We start from the raw sequence: 16,872 nt of genomic DNA on the forward strand, positions 1-16,872 counted from the left end.
AACTCGACAAGCTTAGCAAACTCCGGAGGCGCGCAAGAACACGACGAGCGCCCCGGGCGTGCCGCGCTCAGCGCTGCGAATCGGCTTCCGCGTTCGGTGCCCAGACGAGGTTTCTGCCCACCCCGCGGGCCACCACATGACCGCCGCGGAGCATGAGCGAGGCGGCGTTCAGTTCTCGGATGAAGTCCGCATCATTGGTGACCATCAGCGCGGCCATCTCACGCCCCTCACGGCGCCGGGTGATGGCATCGAAGACGACGTGACGCACCTCGGGGTCGAGGTTGGCCAGCGGCTCGTCCGCGATGAGAACGCGCGGCTCCATGACCAGCGCCCGCGCGATCGCGACGCGCTGACGCATCCCGGCGCTGAGCTCATAGGGGAACTTGTTCGCGGCACCCAACGGCAGATGCAGTTCGTCGAGCAGCGTGGCCACGCGGATCGCGAGCGCTCTGCTGTTGACCTTGCGTTCGCGGAGCGTGATCGGCTCGGCGATGATCTCGCCCGCGGTGAGACGCGGCGGGAGGTCTCCTCCGGCGCCCTGCCCGACGAAGCCGGTGAGCGCGCCCAGCATCCGCTTCTTCCGCCCGCCCCGACGGGCGTCGATGCCGCACACCTGCGCGCGCCCGCCCACGATGCGCACCGACGGGTCCTCGCGACCCGCGAGTGCGACCACCAGCGTCGACTTCCCGGAACCGGTGGGGCCGGCGACGCACAACAGCTCGCCGGGAGGGAGGGCGAAGGTCACCCCGTCGACCGCCCTGGTCGCACCGCCGTGACCGATCCGGTCGATGACCAGGTCGGAGCAGTCGATCGCGGCGTCACTGGTGTTGCGGGGCATCTCCCCATCCTGCCCGACGGACCGGCGCTCCGCGCCTACGACTCGGAGAAGCGCTGCCTCTCGGCGTCCAGATCGCGCAGCCGCACGCGCAACGCCCTGCCGCCGTCGGATTCCGCCGGCACGCGCTGCACGGCACCGAGCAGTTCGTTCTTCTCGCGCTCGATGCTGCGGACGATGAGACGGCGCGCGAGATCGGTGGTGGATGCCACCGCTCCCTGCTCGTCGCGCGCGGGGAACGAGGTCATCAGCAGCTCCCCGCCGAGCGAGCGGTAGGGCTCGCGCACGGCGTTCACCGCCTCGACGGACCAGTTCGGCCGCGTCCAGTCGGCATTCGCGACGGCCTCGCGCACCGCCTCGAGCGCCGGATGCCGGAACGGCTGCTGCAGACCGCGGCGCAGCAGGTCGGGGTCGGCCTGGTGACCGTACTGCAGGGTGCCGATGAGAGTGTCACGCTCCAGCGCGACCTCGGCGCTGCGCGGCAGGCTCGCGAGGGTCACGACCGCCATGGCGGGCGCACCGGACTCGAGTTCCGGCGGCAACATCTGCGCCTCGGTCTGCGTGGGCGACTCGCGTCGCTGCGGCCCCTGCCCGCCGCCGTGCGGCGCTCTGCGCACCTCGGCGTGCACCGCGGTCGGGTCCATACCCAGCCGGCGCGCCAGCACGCGCTCATAGCCGGGCCGGAGCAGCTCGTCGCGGATCTCTGCGACGATCGGCGCGGCGGCGCGCAGCGCGCCCACCTGCCCCTCGACCGTGGACAGGTCGAATCCGGAGAGCTTGCGATCGATCGCGAACTCGAACATCGGCACCTTCGTGTCGATGAGGCCGCGCACCGCGGCATCCCCCCGCTGCAGACGCAGGTCGCAGGGATCGAGCCCGTCCGGCGCGACGGCGACGAAGGTCTGAGCAGTGAACCGGGAGTCCTCCGAGAAGGCGCGCAGCGCGGCCTTCTGACCCGCCTCGTCGCCGTCGAAGGTGAAGACCACCTCGCCGGATGCCGAGACGTCCCCCATGACACGGCGCAGCACCTTGATGTGCTCGGTGCCGAACGCGGTGCCGCAGGTGGCGATCGCGGTGGTGACTCCGGCCAGATGGCAGGCCATCACGTCGGTATACCCCTCGACCACCACGACGCGGCGAGGGTCGCCGCGGGCGATGTCGCGCTTGGCGAGGTCGAGCCCGTACAGCACCTGCGCCTTCTTGTAGATCGGGGTCTCGGGAGTGTTCAGGTACTTCGGGCCCTTGTCGTCGTCGAAGAGCCTGCGCGCACCGAAACCGATCGTCTGACCGGTGACGTCGCGGATCGGCCACACGAGTCGCCCGCGGAACCGGTCGTACACCCCGCGCTGGCCGGCGGAGACGAGACCGGCGTTGCTGAGCTCGTCGCGGGTGAAGCCCTGCGCGGTGAGGGCCTTGAGCATGCCGTCCCAGCCGCGCGGGGCGAAGCCGACGCCGAAATGCGCGGCAGCACCGGCGTCGAAGCCGCGCTGGCCGAGGAACGCCCTGGCCGTCTCTGCCTCGGGGCTCAGCAGCTGCGAGCGGAAGAACTCCGCCGCGGCGGTGTTCGCCGCGTACAGCCGGCTGCGCCCGCTGGTCTCCGGTGCGGCCCCGCCGTCCTCGTAGTGCAGCGAGTACCCGATGCGGCCGGCGAGGCGCTCGACCGCCTCCGTGAAGCTGACGTGGTCCATCTCGCGCAGGAACGAGTACACGTCGCCCGATGCCCCGCATCCGAAGCAGTGGTAGAAGCCGACCTGCGGCCGCACGTGGAAGCTCGGGCTCTTCTCGTCGTGGAACGGGCAGAGCCCCTTCAGCGATCCGACGCCCGCCGACTTGAGGGCGACGCGCTCCCCCACGATGTCGGCGATGTTGGTGCGGGACTTCACCTCGTCGATGTCGGCCTGCAGGATGCGCGGCATCAGCGCGCTCCCTCGGCGGCCGTCGCCGCGGCGACCCGCGCACGGGCACCCGGCCTGACGTGCCGGGGCGACCAGATACCGACCTCCGCCGGGTCGATGTCGCCGACCAGCCGGTTGTGCCAGTCCACCGCGGTCTGGTCGGTCAGGCTCGCGATCTGGTCGACCACGACCCTGGCGCGCTGGTCGTCGGTCTCGGCGTCGTGGAAGTCGGCGGCGAACGCGGGCTCGAGCACGTCGGCGCCCGCCGTCCAGAGCGCATCGGTCGACCACAGCGCGTCGGCGAGCCGCTTCAGCACGCGGCGCTGCTCCTTGTACACACCGCGGCGCGCGTCGATCGTGACGATCGCCTGGCCCATGATGCCCTTCAGCACGGCGATCTCGGCCTCGACCACGCGAGGCACGACGACGTGCGCGTTGTACCGCGCCAGCGAGGGGCCCGCGTACTCGGCGCGCGTCGCCGACACGGATGCCCGCGCGAAGCGCCCGATCATGTCGCTGGTGAGGTTCTTCAGGCGGGCGAGATCGCGGCGAGAGCGGTCGAAGGACTTCAGCCACATCGGCTGCGAGTTCAGCCGGTACAGCGCGTCCGCGAGTTCGTCGCGGGTGAAGTCGTAGCCGACCCACTGCTGGATGCGGCTGACCAGCGCGTGGTGCTCGACCGGGTCGGAGAGCTGCGCGACGTCGAGGTAGCCGTTCACGATCGCGTCCTCGAAGTCGTGCACCGAGTACGCGATGTCGTCGGAGAGATCCATGATCTCGGCCTCGATGCAGCGCAGCCGGCCGGGTGCGCCGTCGCGCATCCAGCGGAACACGGCCTCGTCCTCGGGATAGACGCCGAACTTGAGCCGGCCGCCCGGGTCCGGGACGGGACTGTCGACCGTCCAGGGGTACTTGCAAGTCGCATCGAGGCTGGCGCGCGTGAGGTTGAGCCCCACCGATCTGTCGCCGTCGTCGAGCACCTTGGCCTCGAGACGGGTGAGGATGCGCAGCGACTGGGCGTTGCCCTCGAAACCGCCGATGTTCTCGGCCCACTCGTTCAGCGCGCGCTCGCCGTTGTGGCCGAAGGGCGGATGCCCGAGGTCGTGGCTCAGGCAGGCGGTGTCGACCACGTCCGCCGAGACGCCGAGGGCGATCGCGAGCTCGCGCCCGACCTGGGCGACCTCCAGCGAGTGGGTCAGCCGGTTGCGGGCGAAATCGGCGGTGCTGGCGGGGCTGAGCACCTGCGTCTTGGCTGCAAGACGGCGTAGCGCCGCGGAGTGCAGCACCCGGGCGCGGTCGCGCGCGAAGTCGTCGCGCTCGGAGCGGTGCGTCTCGGCGAAGAAGCGCTCGGCGTCACGCTCGGTGTATCCGTCGCCGAGTACGGTCCCGTCAGCCGCCACTGTTCTCGGTCTCCGCTCCTCGCATCATCTCGCCGGTGTCCGACCCGATCTCGCGGGAGTCCAGCCAGCCGTCCGGCAGAGCCGTGCGCTTGGGAGATCCGGCGCGACCGCGCTGCCCCTCGGCACCGGCGCCGGGGTAGGGCGCGTCGCCGAGCGTTCCGAGCAGGTCGTCGATCTCCTGCAGCGTGGACGCCCGCGCGAGGGCCGCACGCAGCTCACCGCCGACGGGGTAGCCCTTGAAGTACCAGGCGACGTGCTTGCGGATGTCCTTGCATCCGCGGTCCTCGTCCTCGAAGAACTCGACCAGAAGCTCGGCGTGCCGGCGGAACGCCGCTGCGACGAACTGCAGGGTGGCGTCGACGTGCACGCCCTCGCCGCCGAAGGCGGATGCCAGTTCACCGAACAGCCACGGCCGCCCGAGGCATCCGCGTCCGACGACCACGCCGTCGGCACCGGTCTCCGCCATCATCCGCACCGCGTCGTCGGCGGACCAGATGTCGCCGTTCCCGAGCACCGGGATGCTGGTCACGACCTGCTTGAGCTCGCCGATCGCCGCCCAGTCGGCGTGACCGGAGTAGTACTCGCCCGCGGTGCGCGCATGCAGCGCAACGGCCGCGGCCCCGGCATCCTCCGCCGCGCGGCCGGCCTCGAGGAAGGTGAGGTGGTTCTTGTCGATGCCCTTGCGCATCTTCACCGTCAGAGGCACGTCGCCGGCCGCCTTGACGGCGCGGTCGACGATGTCGGCGAACAGCGTGGTCTTCCAGGGCAGCGCCGCTCCCCCGCCCTTGCGGGTGACCTTGGGCACCGGGCAGCCGAAGTTGAGATCGATGTGATCGGCGCGGTCCTCGGCGACGATGATGCGGACGGCCTCGGCGATGGTCGCCGGATCGACGCCGTAGAGCTGGATCGAGCGCGGCGTCTCGGACTCGTGATGCTGGATCAGGCGCATCGTGATGGCGTTCCGCTCGACGAGCGCGCGCGAGGTGATCATCTCGCTGACGTACAGGCCGGCGCCGTACTCGCGGCAGAGCCTGCGGAAGGCGGTATTGGTGATCCCGGCCATGGGGGCGAGGACCACGGGCACGTCGAGTTCGATCGGGCCGATGCGCAGGGCGCTGGCGGGTGCGGTGGCAACAGACATATCCTCTCCATTCTCCCAGAATCCGGCGCTCGCGGGCGGCACCGAACATAGGCTGTGAATATGACCGACCTCCCCCTCCGACAGATCCCCTTCGCCGACGCCGCAGGCACTGAGAAGACGCTGGACGACTACGGAGCCGATGTCGTGCTGGTGGTCAACGTCGCCTCCAAGTGCGGGCTCACCCCGCAGTACGAGCAGCTCGAAGAGCTGCAGCGCGCGTACGAGTCCCGCGGGTTCACCGTGCTCGGGTTCCCCTGCAACCAGTTCTTCGGCCAGGAACCGGGTTCGATGGACCAGATCCTGGACTTCTGCTCGACCACGTACGGCGTCACCTTCCCGGTGAACGACAAGGTCAAGGTCAACGGCCGCAGCGCCACCGACCTCTACAAGGCCCTCAAGCAGACCTCGGATGCCGAGGGCAAGGCCGGCCGCGTGGAGTGGAACTTCGAGAAGTTCCTCGTCTCGCCAGACGGCTCGGTGCAGCGATTCCGCCCGCGGCAGAAGCCGGATTCCCCCGAGATCGTGTCGGCGATCGAGGCGGCGCTGTCCGCCGCGGGCCGCTGAACGGAAAGCGTTCACCTGCCCGTCGTCCCCCCGCCATCTTCGTCTCCTAGCGTCTCCGCGGCGAGAATCCGCCCGCGACGAAGAGGAGACCTGGAATGCCAGAACGACTGCCCATGAGCCGGCGCACCGTGATCACTGCAGGAGCGATCGGCGCCGTCAGCGCCGCGCTGCCGTTCGGGGCGGCGCACGCCGGGACGACCGCGACATCGGCACCGGGGACGCCGGCGGCGAAGGCGCCGCGACTGCGATTCCGCCAGGACCGGACGTTCAAGGTCGTCCAGTTCAACGACACGCAGGACGATGAGCAGACCGACCGTCGCACGGTCGAGCTGATGGAGAAGGTCCTCGATCAGGAGAAGCCCGACTTCGTCGTCATCAACGGCGACGTCATCTCCTCAGGCTGCGAGACGCGCCTCGCGGTGAAGCAGGCGATCAACAACGTCGTCCAGCCGATGGAGTCCCGCCGGATCCCCTGGGCGGTCACGTACGGCAACCACGACGAGGACTCGCTGCCCACCTCGGGCGTCGACGAGGCGGGGATGCTCGAGATCTACCGCTCCTACGACTACAACCTGAACGCGGAGAACGCCCGCGGCCTGACCGGGACGAGCAACACGATCGTGTCGATCTCGTCGGCGGCTAAGAAGAACCGCGAGGCTTTCGCACTGTGGCTGCTCGACTCGGGGCGCTACGCGCCTGAGCGCATCGCCGGTCAGGACTTCGCAGGCTACCCCGACTGGGACTGGCTCCGCATGGATCAGGTCTCCTGGTACCGCGAGCAGTCGCAGCGCCTCGAACAGCGCAGCGGCCGCAAGATCCCCGGCCTGATGTTCATCCACATCGCACTCTGGGAGCACCGCTTCATGTGGTGGGGCGGCGTCGACACCCGCACGAGCGCCGACGCCGCACGAGGCAGGGCGCGCCACAGCATCACGGGTGAGCGCAACGAGGACGAGTGCCCCGGTCCGTTCAACTCGGGGATGTACAACGCGATCCTCGAGCGCGGCGACGTGAAGGGCGTCTTCGTCGGACACGACCACGTCAACGACTACTACGGCGACTACTACGGCGTGCTGCTCGGCTACGCGCCCGGCACCGGCTTCGGCGCCTACGGCCTGAACGGCGCGGAGCGCAACCGCATGCGCGGCGGCCGCGTCTTCGAGCTCACCGAGAACGGCGACGACGTGTCGATCAGGACCAGGGTCGTCTACGCGCGCGACCTCGGCATCGATCTGACCGCGAACGACCAGCCGATGCAGCCACTGCCGCTGGGGCCGAAGCAGCAGGCGATCTGACCTCATCGGGGCAGGGGCACGCACGTCCGCGGCCCCTGCCCTCGGTCATCCCTCGGCATCCCCTCGCTCCACGGCGAGGAACGCCTGAGCCGCGGGTGAGGGGTTGAACGCGCTCCACGCGAGGTACTCGATACGCGTCGGCCCATCGGACACGGCGAGGGTGCGCAGATCATCGCCCTGGGGCACCACGGCGGGCGAGAGCAGCGCGATCACGAGGTTCCGGCGCACGAGGTCGAGGATGAGCGTCGTGTTCATCGCCTCGAAGGCGACGTCCCGGGGCACGTCGTGCTCTGCGAAGGCGAGATCCGACGGCAGACGTCCCGGCGTGCCGGCGGGGAAGTCCACGAACGTCTCCCACGCGAGGTCGTCGAGCCGGATGCGTCGACGAGACGCGAGCGGATGCCGCGATGACACGACCGCGACCAGATGCTCGCGGGCGATGGTCCGGGAGGCGACACCCGTCGGCGGCTGCGTCTCGGGCAGCCCCAGCACGGCGACGTCCATGTCTCCCGCGGCGATGGCGGCGATGAACTCCTCGCTGCCGCCGGTGCGCAGGTGGATGCGGACGTCAGGGTGCGCGCGGCGGAAGATCTCCAGCGCCGCGGGGATGTCGATCGCGGTGACCGTCGGGATCATCCCGATCGTCAGCGTGCCGCGGACCAGCCCGGCCGCCGCGGCGGCATCCACGCGTGCACGATCTGCCGCCTCGAGGCTGGCGCGCGCAGCGATGACGAACGCCTCCCCCGCTGCGGTCGTCTCGACGCGGCGGCTGGTGCGCGCGAACAGGATCAGACCGAGCTCACGCTCCAGCGACTTGATCTGATGGCTGAGTGCCGACTGCACCACAAGGCACCGCTCGGCGGCGCGCGTGAAGCTGCGCTCCTCGGCCACGGCGACGGCGTACCTCAGCTGCTGGAGTTCCATGCATCCATCATGGTTCTTCATGGATGCCATGCAAAGCATGTCCTGGACTCATCGATTGCCGCCGGATCACGATGGTCCTGTGACCACCACGACACCCCGCCCCTCCGTACCTCTCGTCACGGCGAACAGGGCCGGCCGCACCGCGCTCACCGCACTCGCCCCCGCAGTCTGGGGGACGACCTACATCGTGACGACCGAGCTGCTGCCGTCCGGGCATCCTCTGTTCGCCGCGCTGGTGCGCGCCCTCCCCGCCGGCATCGTCGCGCTGCTCATCGCACGCCGGCTGCCGCGCGGCAGCTGGTGGTGGAGGAGCGCCGTGCTCGGCGTGCTGAACATGGGCGCGTTCTTCCCGCTCCTGTTCCTCGCCGCGCAGCACCTTCCCGGCGGGGTCGCCGCGACGCTCGGAGCCGCGCAGCCGATCGTCGTGGCGTTCCTCGCCGTGGCGATCCTGCACGAGCGCCTGTCGGTCTGGCGGGTGGGCTGGGGCGCCGTCGGCGTCATCGGCGTCGCCCTCGTCGTGCTCGGACCGGCCGCCGCGCTGGATCCCGTCGGCATCCTCGCCGGGCTGGCTGGTGCCGTGTCCATGGCCACCGGCGTCGTGTTGACCAAACGCTGGGGCCGTCCAGAAGGTGTCTCCGCGATCGGTCTCGCCGGCTGGCAGCTGACCGCCGGAGGACTGTTCCTGCTGCCGATCGCGCTCCTGGTCGACGGAGTCCCGACGGACATCGACGGACCCGCCGTGCTCGGCTATGTCTGGCTCGGCCTCGTCGGTGGACTCCTCGCGTACACGATCTGGTTCGACGGGATCCGGCGTCTGCCGGTGAGCGCGACCGCTCTGCTCGGTCTGCTCTCGCCGCTGGTCGCGGCGCTGCTCGGCGCATCGCTCGCCGGGGAGTCGCTCACGCCGGTGCAGCTCGCCGGCTTCGCGCTGGCCCTCACCGCGCTTCTCGCCGGTCAGCTCGCGCCGGACGGACGGCGCCGCTGAAGGTGATGCGCATGCGAAAGGCCCGGTCGGCGACCGGGCCTTTCGGTGTCTGCGATCAGCTGGCGACTTCCTCCGCGTCCTCGGAGCCGCGCTGCGCCCACACATCGCGGATGACGTTCTGGAACGCCTCGGCCGGCTGCGCGCCGCTCACGCCGTACTTGCCGTCGATGACGAAGAACGGCACGCCGTTGATGCCGTACGCGCGCGCCTGCGCCTGATCGGCGCGCACGGCGTCGAGGTACTGCGACGACTGGAGGACCTCCGTCGCCTCTGCGGCATCAAGGCCGACCTCGGCGGCCAGCGCGACCAGGTCGTCGATGCGGCCCACATGCCTGCCCTCGGTGAAGTACGCGGACATCAGCCGCTCCTCCATCTCGTGCTGCACTCCCTTGGCCTTGGCGTGGTGCAGCAGCTCGTGCGCCTTCACCGTGTTGGTGTGCTGCAGCTTGTCGAAGTTGTACTCCAGCCCCGCCTGCGCGGCCACGTTCGTCACGTGCGAGAGCATCTGCTCGACCTGCTCACGGGGCATGCCCTTGTGCCCGGCGAGGAAGTCGATCTCATCGCCGTCGAAGTCGACCGGGGTGTCGGGTGAGAGCTCGAAGGAGTGGAAGGTGATCCGCACCTGCGGGGCATCCTCGTCGGACGCGGTGGCGGCCAGACCCGCCTCGAGATTGCGCTTGCCGATGTAGCACCACGGGCAGGCGATGTCGGACCAGATGTCGATCGAGATGGGTTCGCTCACAACATCATTCAACCGGATGGATGCCCGTTCTATTCCTGCGGAGCGTCCACCGCGCCGCCGAACCGGCGGTCACGGGACAGATAGACGCCGATCGCGCGCCACAGCTCCTCTCGCGAGAAGTCGGGCCAGAGCGTGTCGAGGAACACCATCTCGGCGTAGGCAGACTGCCAGAGCAGGAAGTTGGAGGTGCGCTGCTCCCCCGAGCTGCGCAGGAAGAGGTCGACGTCCGGCATGTCCGGCACGTACATGTGACGCCCGATCGCCTTCTCGGTGATCGCGCTGGGCTTCATCCGCCCGGCCTTGACGTCCTCGGCGATCGCCCGCATCGCGTCCACCAGCTCGATGCGGCCGCCGTAGTTGACGCACATCGTCAGGGTGAGCACGTCGTTGCCGCGGGTGAGCTGCTCGGCGTACTGCAGCTCCTTGATGACCGACCCCCACAGGCGCGGCTTGCGGCCGGCCCAGCGCACCCGCACGCCCCACTCGTTGAGCTGGTCGCGGCGGCGATGCAGCACATCGCGGTTGTACCCCATCAGGAAGCGCACCTCCTCCGGGGAGCGCGCCCAGTTCTCCGTCGAGAAGGCGTACACCGAAAGGTGCTTCACGCCGGCCTGGATGGCACCGGCGACGACGTCGAGCAGCACCTCCTCTCCGGCCTTGTGCCCCTCGATGCGGTTCAGGCCCCGGCGGTTCGCCCAGCGCCCGTTGCCGTCCATGACGATCGCCACGTGGTTCGGCACCGCCGGGAAGACCGGCGGCTGCACGCCGGTCCAGTCCAGCGGCCGGTACGGCACGGCGTCCTTGTGGGTGTACGGCTTCGGGGTCACCGTGGTCCTTCCGAGAAGACGTGCTCGAGCGAGCGGATGCCGCGTTCGAGGTGGTACTGGGCGTAGGCCGCGACCGTACCGGATGCGGCGGCCGTGTCTGCCGGGGAGGCGGCATCCACCAGCTCCCAGTCGCCGGCGAGCAGAGCCCGCAGCAGTTCGAGCGCGGATGCCGCTATACGCGGGCTGCCGGCCGGTGCGCAGTTCCCGCACACCAGCCCGCCCAGCTGTGCGACGAAAGCAGTGTGCGGACCGGGCGCGCCGCAGCGCGCGCAGTCGTCGAGCGAAGGAGCCCAGCCCGACAGCGCCATGACGCGCAGCAGGTAGGAGTCCAGGATGCTGCGCGCCGCGTGCTCGCCGCGCGACAGCGCGCGCAGGCCCCCGACCAGCAGCAGGTACTGCTCGGGCGTGGACTCGGCTTCGTTGAGCCGGTCGGCCGTCTCGACCATGGCGTTCGCGGCGGTGAACCGGTCGTAGTGCGCGGCGATGTCGGAGCCGTACGAGCCCAGCGATTCGGCCTGCTGCACGATGTCGAGGGTGCGGCCCTGGTACAGCTGCACGTCGGCGACCATGAACGGCTCCAGCCGTGCGCCGAACTTGGAGGATGTGCGCCGAACGCCCTTCGCGACCGCGCGGATCTTCCCGTGCCGACGGGACAGCATGGTCAGGATGCGGTCCGCCTCGCCGAGCTTGTGGGTGCGCAGGACCACCGCTTCGTCTCGGTAGGTCGGCATTCCTCGATTATCCCCCGCGCCGGGGACAATGGACGTGTGACCGAACCGCTCTTCACCATCCCGCTCTGGGCCGATCTGCTCGGCGTCGGCCTCGGCGGCATCCAGGGTGCGATGTTCGCATCGGGATTCCAGGGGCAGCGCCGCCTCGACTGGCTGGGCGTCGCGATCATCGGCATCATGATCGGCATGGGCGGCGGTCTCATCCGTGACCTGCTCCTCGGCCAGCCGCCCGCCACGCTGCAGAGCAACTGGTACCTGATCACGGCCGCCGGCGCGGCGCTGGTGGGGATGCTGCTGGCCGGGGTGTTCAACCGCCTGAACGCCGTGATCGTCGGCCTCGACGCCGTGGTCATCGGCATGTTCGGCGCCTTCGGCACCAGCAAGGCGATCGCGTTCGGAATCCCGCCCGTGCCCGCCGTCTTCATCGGCGCATGCGCGGCCGTGGGCGGCGGCGTGCTGCGCGACATGCTGATGGGGCTGCCGGTCGCGATCATGCACGTCGGCTCTCTCTACGCCGTCGCGGCCGCCGCCGGCTGCACGTTCATCGTCGTCGTGCACGGACTCGGCATGAACATCACCGTCGCCGCCGTGCTCGGAATCGTGGTGACCGCGGTGATCCGCGTGCTGGCCGTCATCTTCGATCTCTCGCTGCCGGAGCAGCGACGTCTGTACCGTCGCAAGGTCGCAGCCGAGACCGGCATGATCCCGATCATCAAGCCCTGAACAGGACGTCGCCCCGGAACCGGCGTGGTGTGGCACGGCTCCGGGGCGCAGTCGCAGTCACGCGGCCGGATGCGCCGCGGACGGACCTCCGTGCACGGGTGACGGCGCGGAGGAGTTCTTCCGGGTCAGACTCCGACGAGCTCGCTCCGGCGGGTGCGCACCGAGCGGTTCACGCAGGAGACGATGGCCTTGAGTGAAGCGGTCGAGATGTCGCCGTCGATGCCGACGCCCCACAGGCGCTGGTCGTCGACCTGCAGCTCGACATAGGCCGCGGCCTGAGCATCGCCGCCCGTGGACAGTGTGTGCTCGACGTAGTCGTAGAGCGTGATCTCGGTGCCGCGCTCGCGCAGGATCTCGATGAACGCGGCGATCGGGCCGTTGCCCTGTCCGCTCGCCTCGATCCGCTCCTCGCCGTCGCGCAGCACCACGTCGAGGACGACCTCGCCCGACATGTCGCTGCGGGTCTGCGTGCCGAGCAGCTCGAAGCGGCCCCACTTCTGTGCGGCGTCGTCGGCCGGCAGGTACTCGTCGTTGAAGATCTTCCAGATCTGGTCACTGGTGACCTCGCCGCCCTCGGCGTCGGTCTTGGCCTGCACGACGCCGGAGAACTCGATCTGCAGCTTGCGCGGCAGGTCGATGGCGTGGTCGGTCTTCAGCAGGTACGCCACGCCGCCCTTGCCGGACTGCGAGTTGACCCGGATGACCGCCTCGTAGGAGCGGCCGAGGTCCTTCGGGTCGACGGGCAGGTAGGGCACACCCCACTCGATGTCGTCCACCGAGACGCCCTGCTCCTCGGCCTTCGCGGCCATCGCCTCGAAGCCCTTCTTGATCGCGTCCTGGTGCGAGCCACTGAAAGCGGTGAAGACCAGGTCGCCCGCCCACGGGCTGCGCTCTGGCACCGGCAGCTGGTTGCAGTACTCGACGGTGCGCTTGACCTGGTCGATGTCGCTGAAGTCGATCTGCGGGTCGATGCCCTGCGTGAACAGATTGATGCCCAGCGCCACCAGGTCGACGTTGCCGGTGCGCTCGCCGTTGCCGAACAGGCATCCCTCGATGCGGTCGGCACCGGCCAGGTAGCCGAGCTCGGCGGCCGCGATCGCAGTGCCGCGGTCGTTGTGCGGATGCAGCGACAGGATGACGTTCTCGCGGTGCGCCAGATGGCGGTTCATCCACTCGATCGAGTCGGCGTAGACGTTCGGCGTGGCCATCTCGACGGTCGCCGGCAGGTTGATGATCACCTTGCGGTCGGGCGTGGGCTCGAGCACCTCGATGACCGCGTTGCAGACGTCGACCGCGTACTCCAGCTCGGTGCCGGTGTAGCTCTCCGGGGAGTACTCGTAGTACACCTCGGTGTCGGGGATGCGCTTCTCGAACTCGCGGCAGAGGCGAGCGCCCTCCAGGGCGATCTGCTTGACGCCCTCGCGGTCGGAGCGGAACACGACCTCGCGCTGCAGCACGCTGGTGGAGTTGTAGAAGTGCACGATCGCCTGCTTGGCGCCGGCGATCGACTCATAGGTGCGCTCGATCAAGTGCTCACGGCACTGCGTCAGCACCTGGATGGTGACGTCGTCGGGGATCAGGTCCTCTTCGATCAGCTGGCGGACGAAGTCGAAGTCGGTCTGACTCGCCGACGGGAAGCCGACCTCGATCTCCTTGTAGCCCATGCTGACGAGCAGCTCGAACATGACGCGCTTGCGCTCTGGCGACATCGGGTCGATGAGCGCCTGGTTGCCGTCGCGCAGGTCGACCGCGCACCAGCGAGGCGCCTCGGTGATGCGCTTGCCGGGCCAGGTGCGGTCCTCCAGCTCGACACGGATCTGCTCGTGGAAGGGCCGGTACTTGTGGACCGGCATCGCGGAGGGCTTCTGGTTGTTCTTCATGATCGGTGCTGTTTCTCTTCGTCAGGAAAGTAGTCAGGCCAACACAAGCGCCGCGACGAGAGAGGCCCGATAGTCAGGACTCGTCGCGGCAGCTAAGAAGAAGCAGACCGCCCAGAGGCATGGGTCAATGCTAACACCCGACTTGGCACAATGCTCACGGGATCAGGGCGAGCTTGCCTCCAGGATGCCCCTCCGCGAGGAGCCGAAGCGCCGCCGGTGCCTGATCCAGCGGGTACTCCCGCGCCACGGGGACGACAAGTTCGCCTCGCTCCGCGGCCTCGACGAGATCGATGCGCACCGCGTCGCGGTAGCGCGCGGTCTCGGGGTCCGAACCGGAGCTCGCCTGGAAGCCGTGCTCGGCTGCGGCTCCTGGTGCGACGATCGTGACGATCCGCCTGCGGTCCGCCACCAGCGCGAGCGACGCCTCGGTCGCCTCATCCGTCCCCGCAGCGTCGAGCGCGGCGCCGATCGCCTCGACACCGGCTTCCGTCATCGCCGCGCGGATGCGCTCCCGCATCCCTTCGCCGTACTCCACCGGGATGCCGCCGAACCGGCGCACTTCGCCTGCGCGCCGAGCGCTCGCCGTCCCGATGATCCGGATGCCGCGCTGCGCGGCCTGCTGCAGCACGCTGACACCCACGGCACCCGAGGCCGCGTGCAGCAGCAGGGTCTCGCCGGGGCGGGCATCCACCGCGTGCAGCATGGCCGAAGCCGTGGAACCTGCGAGCAGAAGGTTCGCGGACTCCGCGTGCGTGAGCGGTGCGGGCTTGCGCAGCACCTTCTGCGCGGGCACGGTGACCTCGGTGGCATAGCCGCCGATGACGCGGAAGGCGATCACCTCAGCACCGACTGCGACAGGCCCGGTGACGGTCTCGGTCTCCGGCCCCACGGCGGTGATGACGCCCGACACCTCGTAGCCGATCGCGGCCGGCAGTTCCGCGCCGGCGCGGGTGACCGCGAGGTGCTTCGCATCGGCCGGGTTCACGCCGGCCGCGCGCACCTCGATCGTCACTTCGCCGTGGCCGGGAGCCGGCGGATCGTACTCCTCGAAACGCCAGCGTTCGGGGCTTCCCCACTCGGTCGCGATCCAGTGCCATGCCATTCCTCCACGCTAGCGCCGCTGCGGATAGCGTGGAGGGATGCGCCTGCGCTCCGCTCTCCGCTCCGTCCTGATCGCCGGGTTCTTCGCAGTCCTCACGGTGGCCGTGCTGCCGGCATCCGTCGCGCGAGCAGACGTCGACGACTTCTCGTACTCCACGTGGGATTCGCAGTACCAGATCGGCCTCGATGACGAGGGTCGCGCGCTGATGCACGTCACGGAGACCGTGGTGGCGGAGTTCCCCCAGACCGATCAGAACCGCGGCATCGTGCGCGGATTGGCGGAGGTGTACGGCAGCGCGCCGCTGTATCCCCGAGTGATCTCGGTGACCGATGGCGAGGGCCATGACGTGCCCTACGAGACGGAGTCCGACGACGACGTGCTGTTCGTCTCGATCGACGACGACACATACAAGCACGGCTCGACCACCTACGTCATCGCGTACACGATGCGCGACGTGTTCCACACGCCGGATGACGCGGAGATCGACGAGTTCTACTGGGATCTGCTGCCACTGGACTCCACGCAGGACATCGCGCGGTTCACCGGCAGCATCCGGTTCGACGATGCGCTGACCGGTGCGACGGCCGGCCTGCCCAGCTGCTACCAGGGTGGCTACGGCGCGAAGGCCACCTGCGATCTCGTCGAACAGGCCGGCGTCTACACCGTGACCGCGACAGACCTGGGCGCGGGTGAAGGCGTGACGGTCGCCTTCCCGTTCGAACTCGGCACCGTGACGCCGTCACCCGCCCTGCAACCCGATCCCCTGACCGATGTCGTCCCCTACGGTCTCGCGGGCGGCGGACTGCTGCTCGGCGGAGCGGGACTCCTGTCGGTCGGCCTGATGAAGCGACGGCACCGAGGGCAGGGCGACGGGATCGTCGTCGCGCAGTACGAAGTGCCGGCGGACCTGCCGCCGTTGCTGGCAGCCCAGATCGAGGGCAGCAAGGCGAAGGCGATCCCCGCCGAGATCGTGCACCTCGGCGTACACGGCGCGCTGCGCATCGAGGACGGGAAGAAGAAGCCGAAGCTCACGTTCCTCGCCGGCGAGAACGTCGGCGACCCGCTGGATTCCGCGACTCTGCGCGGCCTCTTCCCAGGGCGCGAGCCGGGCGATCAGGTCGACCTCGGCACCCCCGACACCGACCTCGCCAGGCGGCTCTCGAATCTACCGAAGGCCGCGACGACCGCAGCATCCGATCGCGGACTCACCGAGCGACGGCGATCGGTGAGCGGACTGGTGCTCGGCGTCCTCGGAGTCGTCGCCGCGCTGGCCGCCGTCGGGCTGGCCATCCCCGGACTCGCCGTGCAGCGACCTGCAGCGATCGCCGCCTTCGCGCTCAGCGTCCTGTTCCTCGCGGCGACCGCCGTCGCCGCGGTCGTCCTGACGCTGAAGAAGACCGTGCTCACGCGGAAGGGAGCGCAGACGCGCGAGCAGCTGCTCGGCGCCCGGGAGTACATCCGTCTCGCCGAGGCGGATCGCATCCGGATGCTGCAGTCGTACAGCGGCGCGGAACGTCGGGCCGACGGAGAGATCGACGTCATCGTGCTCTACGAGCGCCTGCTGCCCTACGCGATGCTGTTCGGGCTCGAGAAGGAGTGGGCGAAGGTGCTCGAGGTGCAGTACGAGCGCACCGGCAGCGCACCTGGCTGGTACATCGGCTACTCGATGGGCTCGTTCGGCAGGTCTCTGTCGACGATGGGCTCGACGCTCAGTGCGACGCCCGTCGCCACGTCGTCGTCCTCGTCGAGCGGTTCGTTCGGCGGCGGGTTCTCCGGCGGTGGCGGTGGAGGCGGGTTCTCCGGCGGGCGCTGACGGCCTCTTGCGCGA

At 69.6% G+C, this 16,872-nt stretch carries 15 protein-coding genes; 5 read left to right on the forward strand and 10 right to left on the reverse strand.

The window, feature by feature from the left end:
- Positions 1 to 67 precede the first annotated feature (67 nt).
- Genes GON06_RS12845 through dusB form a run of 4 tightly spaced genes read right to left on the reverse strand, consistent with a single transcriptional unit; the run spans position 68 to position 5,271 of the window.
- Positions 68 to 838, reverse strand: a complete 771-nt coding sequence (locus GON06_RS12845; protein WP_157312684.1) for an ATP-binding cassette domain-containing protein — start codon at positions 836 to 838, stop codon at positions 68 to 70.
- Positions 839 to 873: 35 nt separating this feature from the next.
- The gene (gene dnaG / locus GON06_RS12850; RefSeq protein WP_157312685.1) at positions 874 to 2,751 is read right to left on the reverse strand and encodes a DNA primase; all 1,878 of its coding nucleotides are present in this window, start codon (positions 2,749 to 2,751) and stop codon (positions 874 to 876) included.
- Complete coding sequence (locus tag GON06_RS12855) at positions 2,751 to 4,130, reverse strand: deoxyguanosinetriphosphate triphosphohydrolase (protein ID WP_332837511.1); 1,380 nt, start codon at positions 4,128 to 4,130, stop codon at positions 2,751 to 2,753. The genes dnaG and GON06_RS12855 overlap by 1 nt, the downstream gene beginning before the upstream one ends.
- Positions 4,120 to 5,271 (reverse strand): tRNA dihydrouridine synthase DusB, encoded by a 1,152-nt coding sequence (gene dusB / locus GON06_RS12860; protein WP_157312686.1) that lies wholly within the window; start codon positions 5,269 to 5,271, stop codon positions 4,120 to 4,122. The genes GON06_RS12855 and dusB overlap by 11 nt, the downstream gene beginning before the upstream one ends.
- Before the next feature lie 60 nt (positions 5,272 to 5,331).
- Between dusB and GON06_RS12865 the strand changes: the two genes are divergently transcribed.
- On the forward strand, positions 5,332 to 5,835 hold the full coding sequence (locus GON06_RS12865) for a glutathione peroxidase (RefSeq protein WP_157312687.1): 504 nt from the start codon (positions 5,332 to 5,334) through the stop codon (positions 5,833 to 5,835).
- A gap of 95 nt (positions 5,836 to 5,930) precedes the next feature.
- On the forward strand, positions 5,931 to 7,130 hold the full coding sequence (locus GON06_RS12870) for a metallophosphoesterase family protein (protein WP_157312688.1): 1,200 nt from the start codon (positions 5,931 to 5,933) through the stop codon (positions 7,128 to 7,130).
- A gap of 45 nt (positions 7,131 to 7,175) precedes the next feature.
- On the opposite strand, the gene GON06_RS12875 is transcribed toward GON06_RS12870, so the two are convergent.
- On the reverse strand, positions 7,176 to 8,054 hold the full coding sequence (locus tag GON06_RS12875; protein ID WP_157312689.1) for a LysR family transcriptional regulator: 879 nt from the start codon (positions 8,052 to 8,054) through the stop codon (positions 7,176 to 7,178).
- Positions 8,055 to 8,133: 79 nt separating this feature from the next.
- Between GON06_RS12875 and GON06_RS12880 the strand changes: the two genes are divergently transcribed.
- Entirely contained in the window at positions 8,134 to 9,039 is a 906-nt protein-coding gene (locus tag GON06_RS12880) for an EamA family transporter (RefSeq protein WP_332837512.1), read from the forward strand.
- Between the two features lie 55 nt (positions 9,040 to 9,094).
- Here GON06_RS12880 and GON06_RS12885 read toward each other — a convergent pair whose 3' ends face one another.
- The 3 genes from GON06_RS12885 to recO are packed head-to-tail and all read right to left on the reverse strand — an operon-like array spanning position 9,095 to position 11,339.
- Positions 9,095 to 9,781, reverse strand: a complete 687-nt coding sequence (locus tag GON06_RS12885; protein WP_332837513.1) for a DsbA family oxidoreductase — start codon at positions 9,779 to 9,781, stop codon at positions 9,095 to 9,097.
- Positions 9,782 to 9,810: 29 nt separating this feature from the next.
- Positions 9,811 to 10,608 (reverse strand): isoprenyl transferase, encoded by a 798-nt coding sequence (locus GON06_RS12890; protein WP_332837514.1) that lies wholly within the window; start codon positions 10,606 to 10,608, stop codon positions 9,811 to 9,813.
- Complete coding sequence (gene recO, locus GON06_RS12895) at positions 10,605 to 11,339, reverse strand: DNA repair protein RecO (RefSeq protein WP_157312692.1); 735 nt, start codon at positions 11,337 to 11,339, stop codon at positions 10,605 to 10,607. Before recO ends, GON06_RS12890 begins: the two co-directional genes overlap by 4 nt.
- A 36-nt stretch (positions 11,340 to 11,375) precedes the next feature.
- On the opposite strand from recO, the gene GON06_RS12900 reads away from it, so the two are divergent.
- Positions 11,376 to 12,062 carry a trimeric intracellular cation channel family protein gene (locus GON06_RS12900; protein WP_332837515.1) on the forward strand — a complete coding sequence of 229 codons (687 nt, stop codon included), beginning with the start codon at positions 11,376 to 11,378 and terminating at the stop codon, positions 12,060 to 12,062.
- A 125-nt stretch (positions 12,063 to 12,187) separates the two neighbouring features.
- Here the strand turns inward: GON06_RS12900 and leuA are convergent, their stop codons facing one another.
- Positions 12,188 to 13,942: a 2-isopropylmalate synthase gene (gene leuA, locus GON06_RS12905; protein ID WP_157312693.1), complete on the reverse strand. Its 1,755-nt coding sequence runs from the start codon at positions 13,940 to 13,942 to the stop codon at positions 12,188 to 12,190.
- A gap of 154 nt (positions 13,943 to 14,096) precedes the next feature.
- Positions 14,097 to 15,044: an NADP-dependent oxidoreductase gene (locus GON06_RS12910; RefSeq protein ID WP_157312694.1), complete on the reverse strand. Its 948-nt coding sequence runs from the start codon at positions 15,042 to 15,044 to the stop codon at positions 14,097 to 14,099.
- Positions 15,045 to 15,081: 37 nt separating this feature from the next.
- On the opposite strand from GON06_RS12910, the gene GON06_RS12915 reads away from it, so the two are divergent.
- Positions 15,082 to 16,857: a DUF2207 family protein gene (locus GON06_RS12915; RefSeq protein ID WP_157312695.1), complete on the forward strand. Its 1,776-nt coding sequence runs from the start codon at positions 15,082 to 15,084 to the stop codon at positions 16,855 to 16,857.
- The last annotated feature ends 15 nt before the right edge of the window (positions 16,858 to 16,872 follow it).

Origin of the sequence: Microbacterium sp. MAH-37, assembly GCF_009758255.1 — a bacterium.
Taxonomy (GTDB): Bacteria; Actinomycetota; Actinomycetes; order Actinomycetales; family Microbacteriaceae; genus Microbacterium.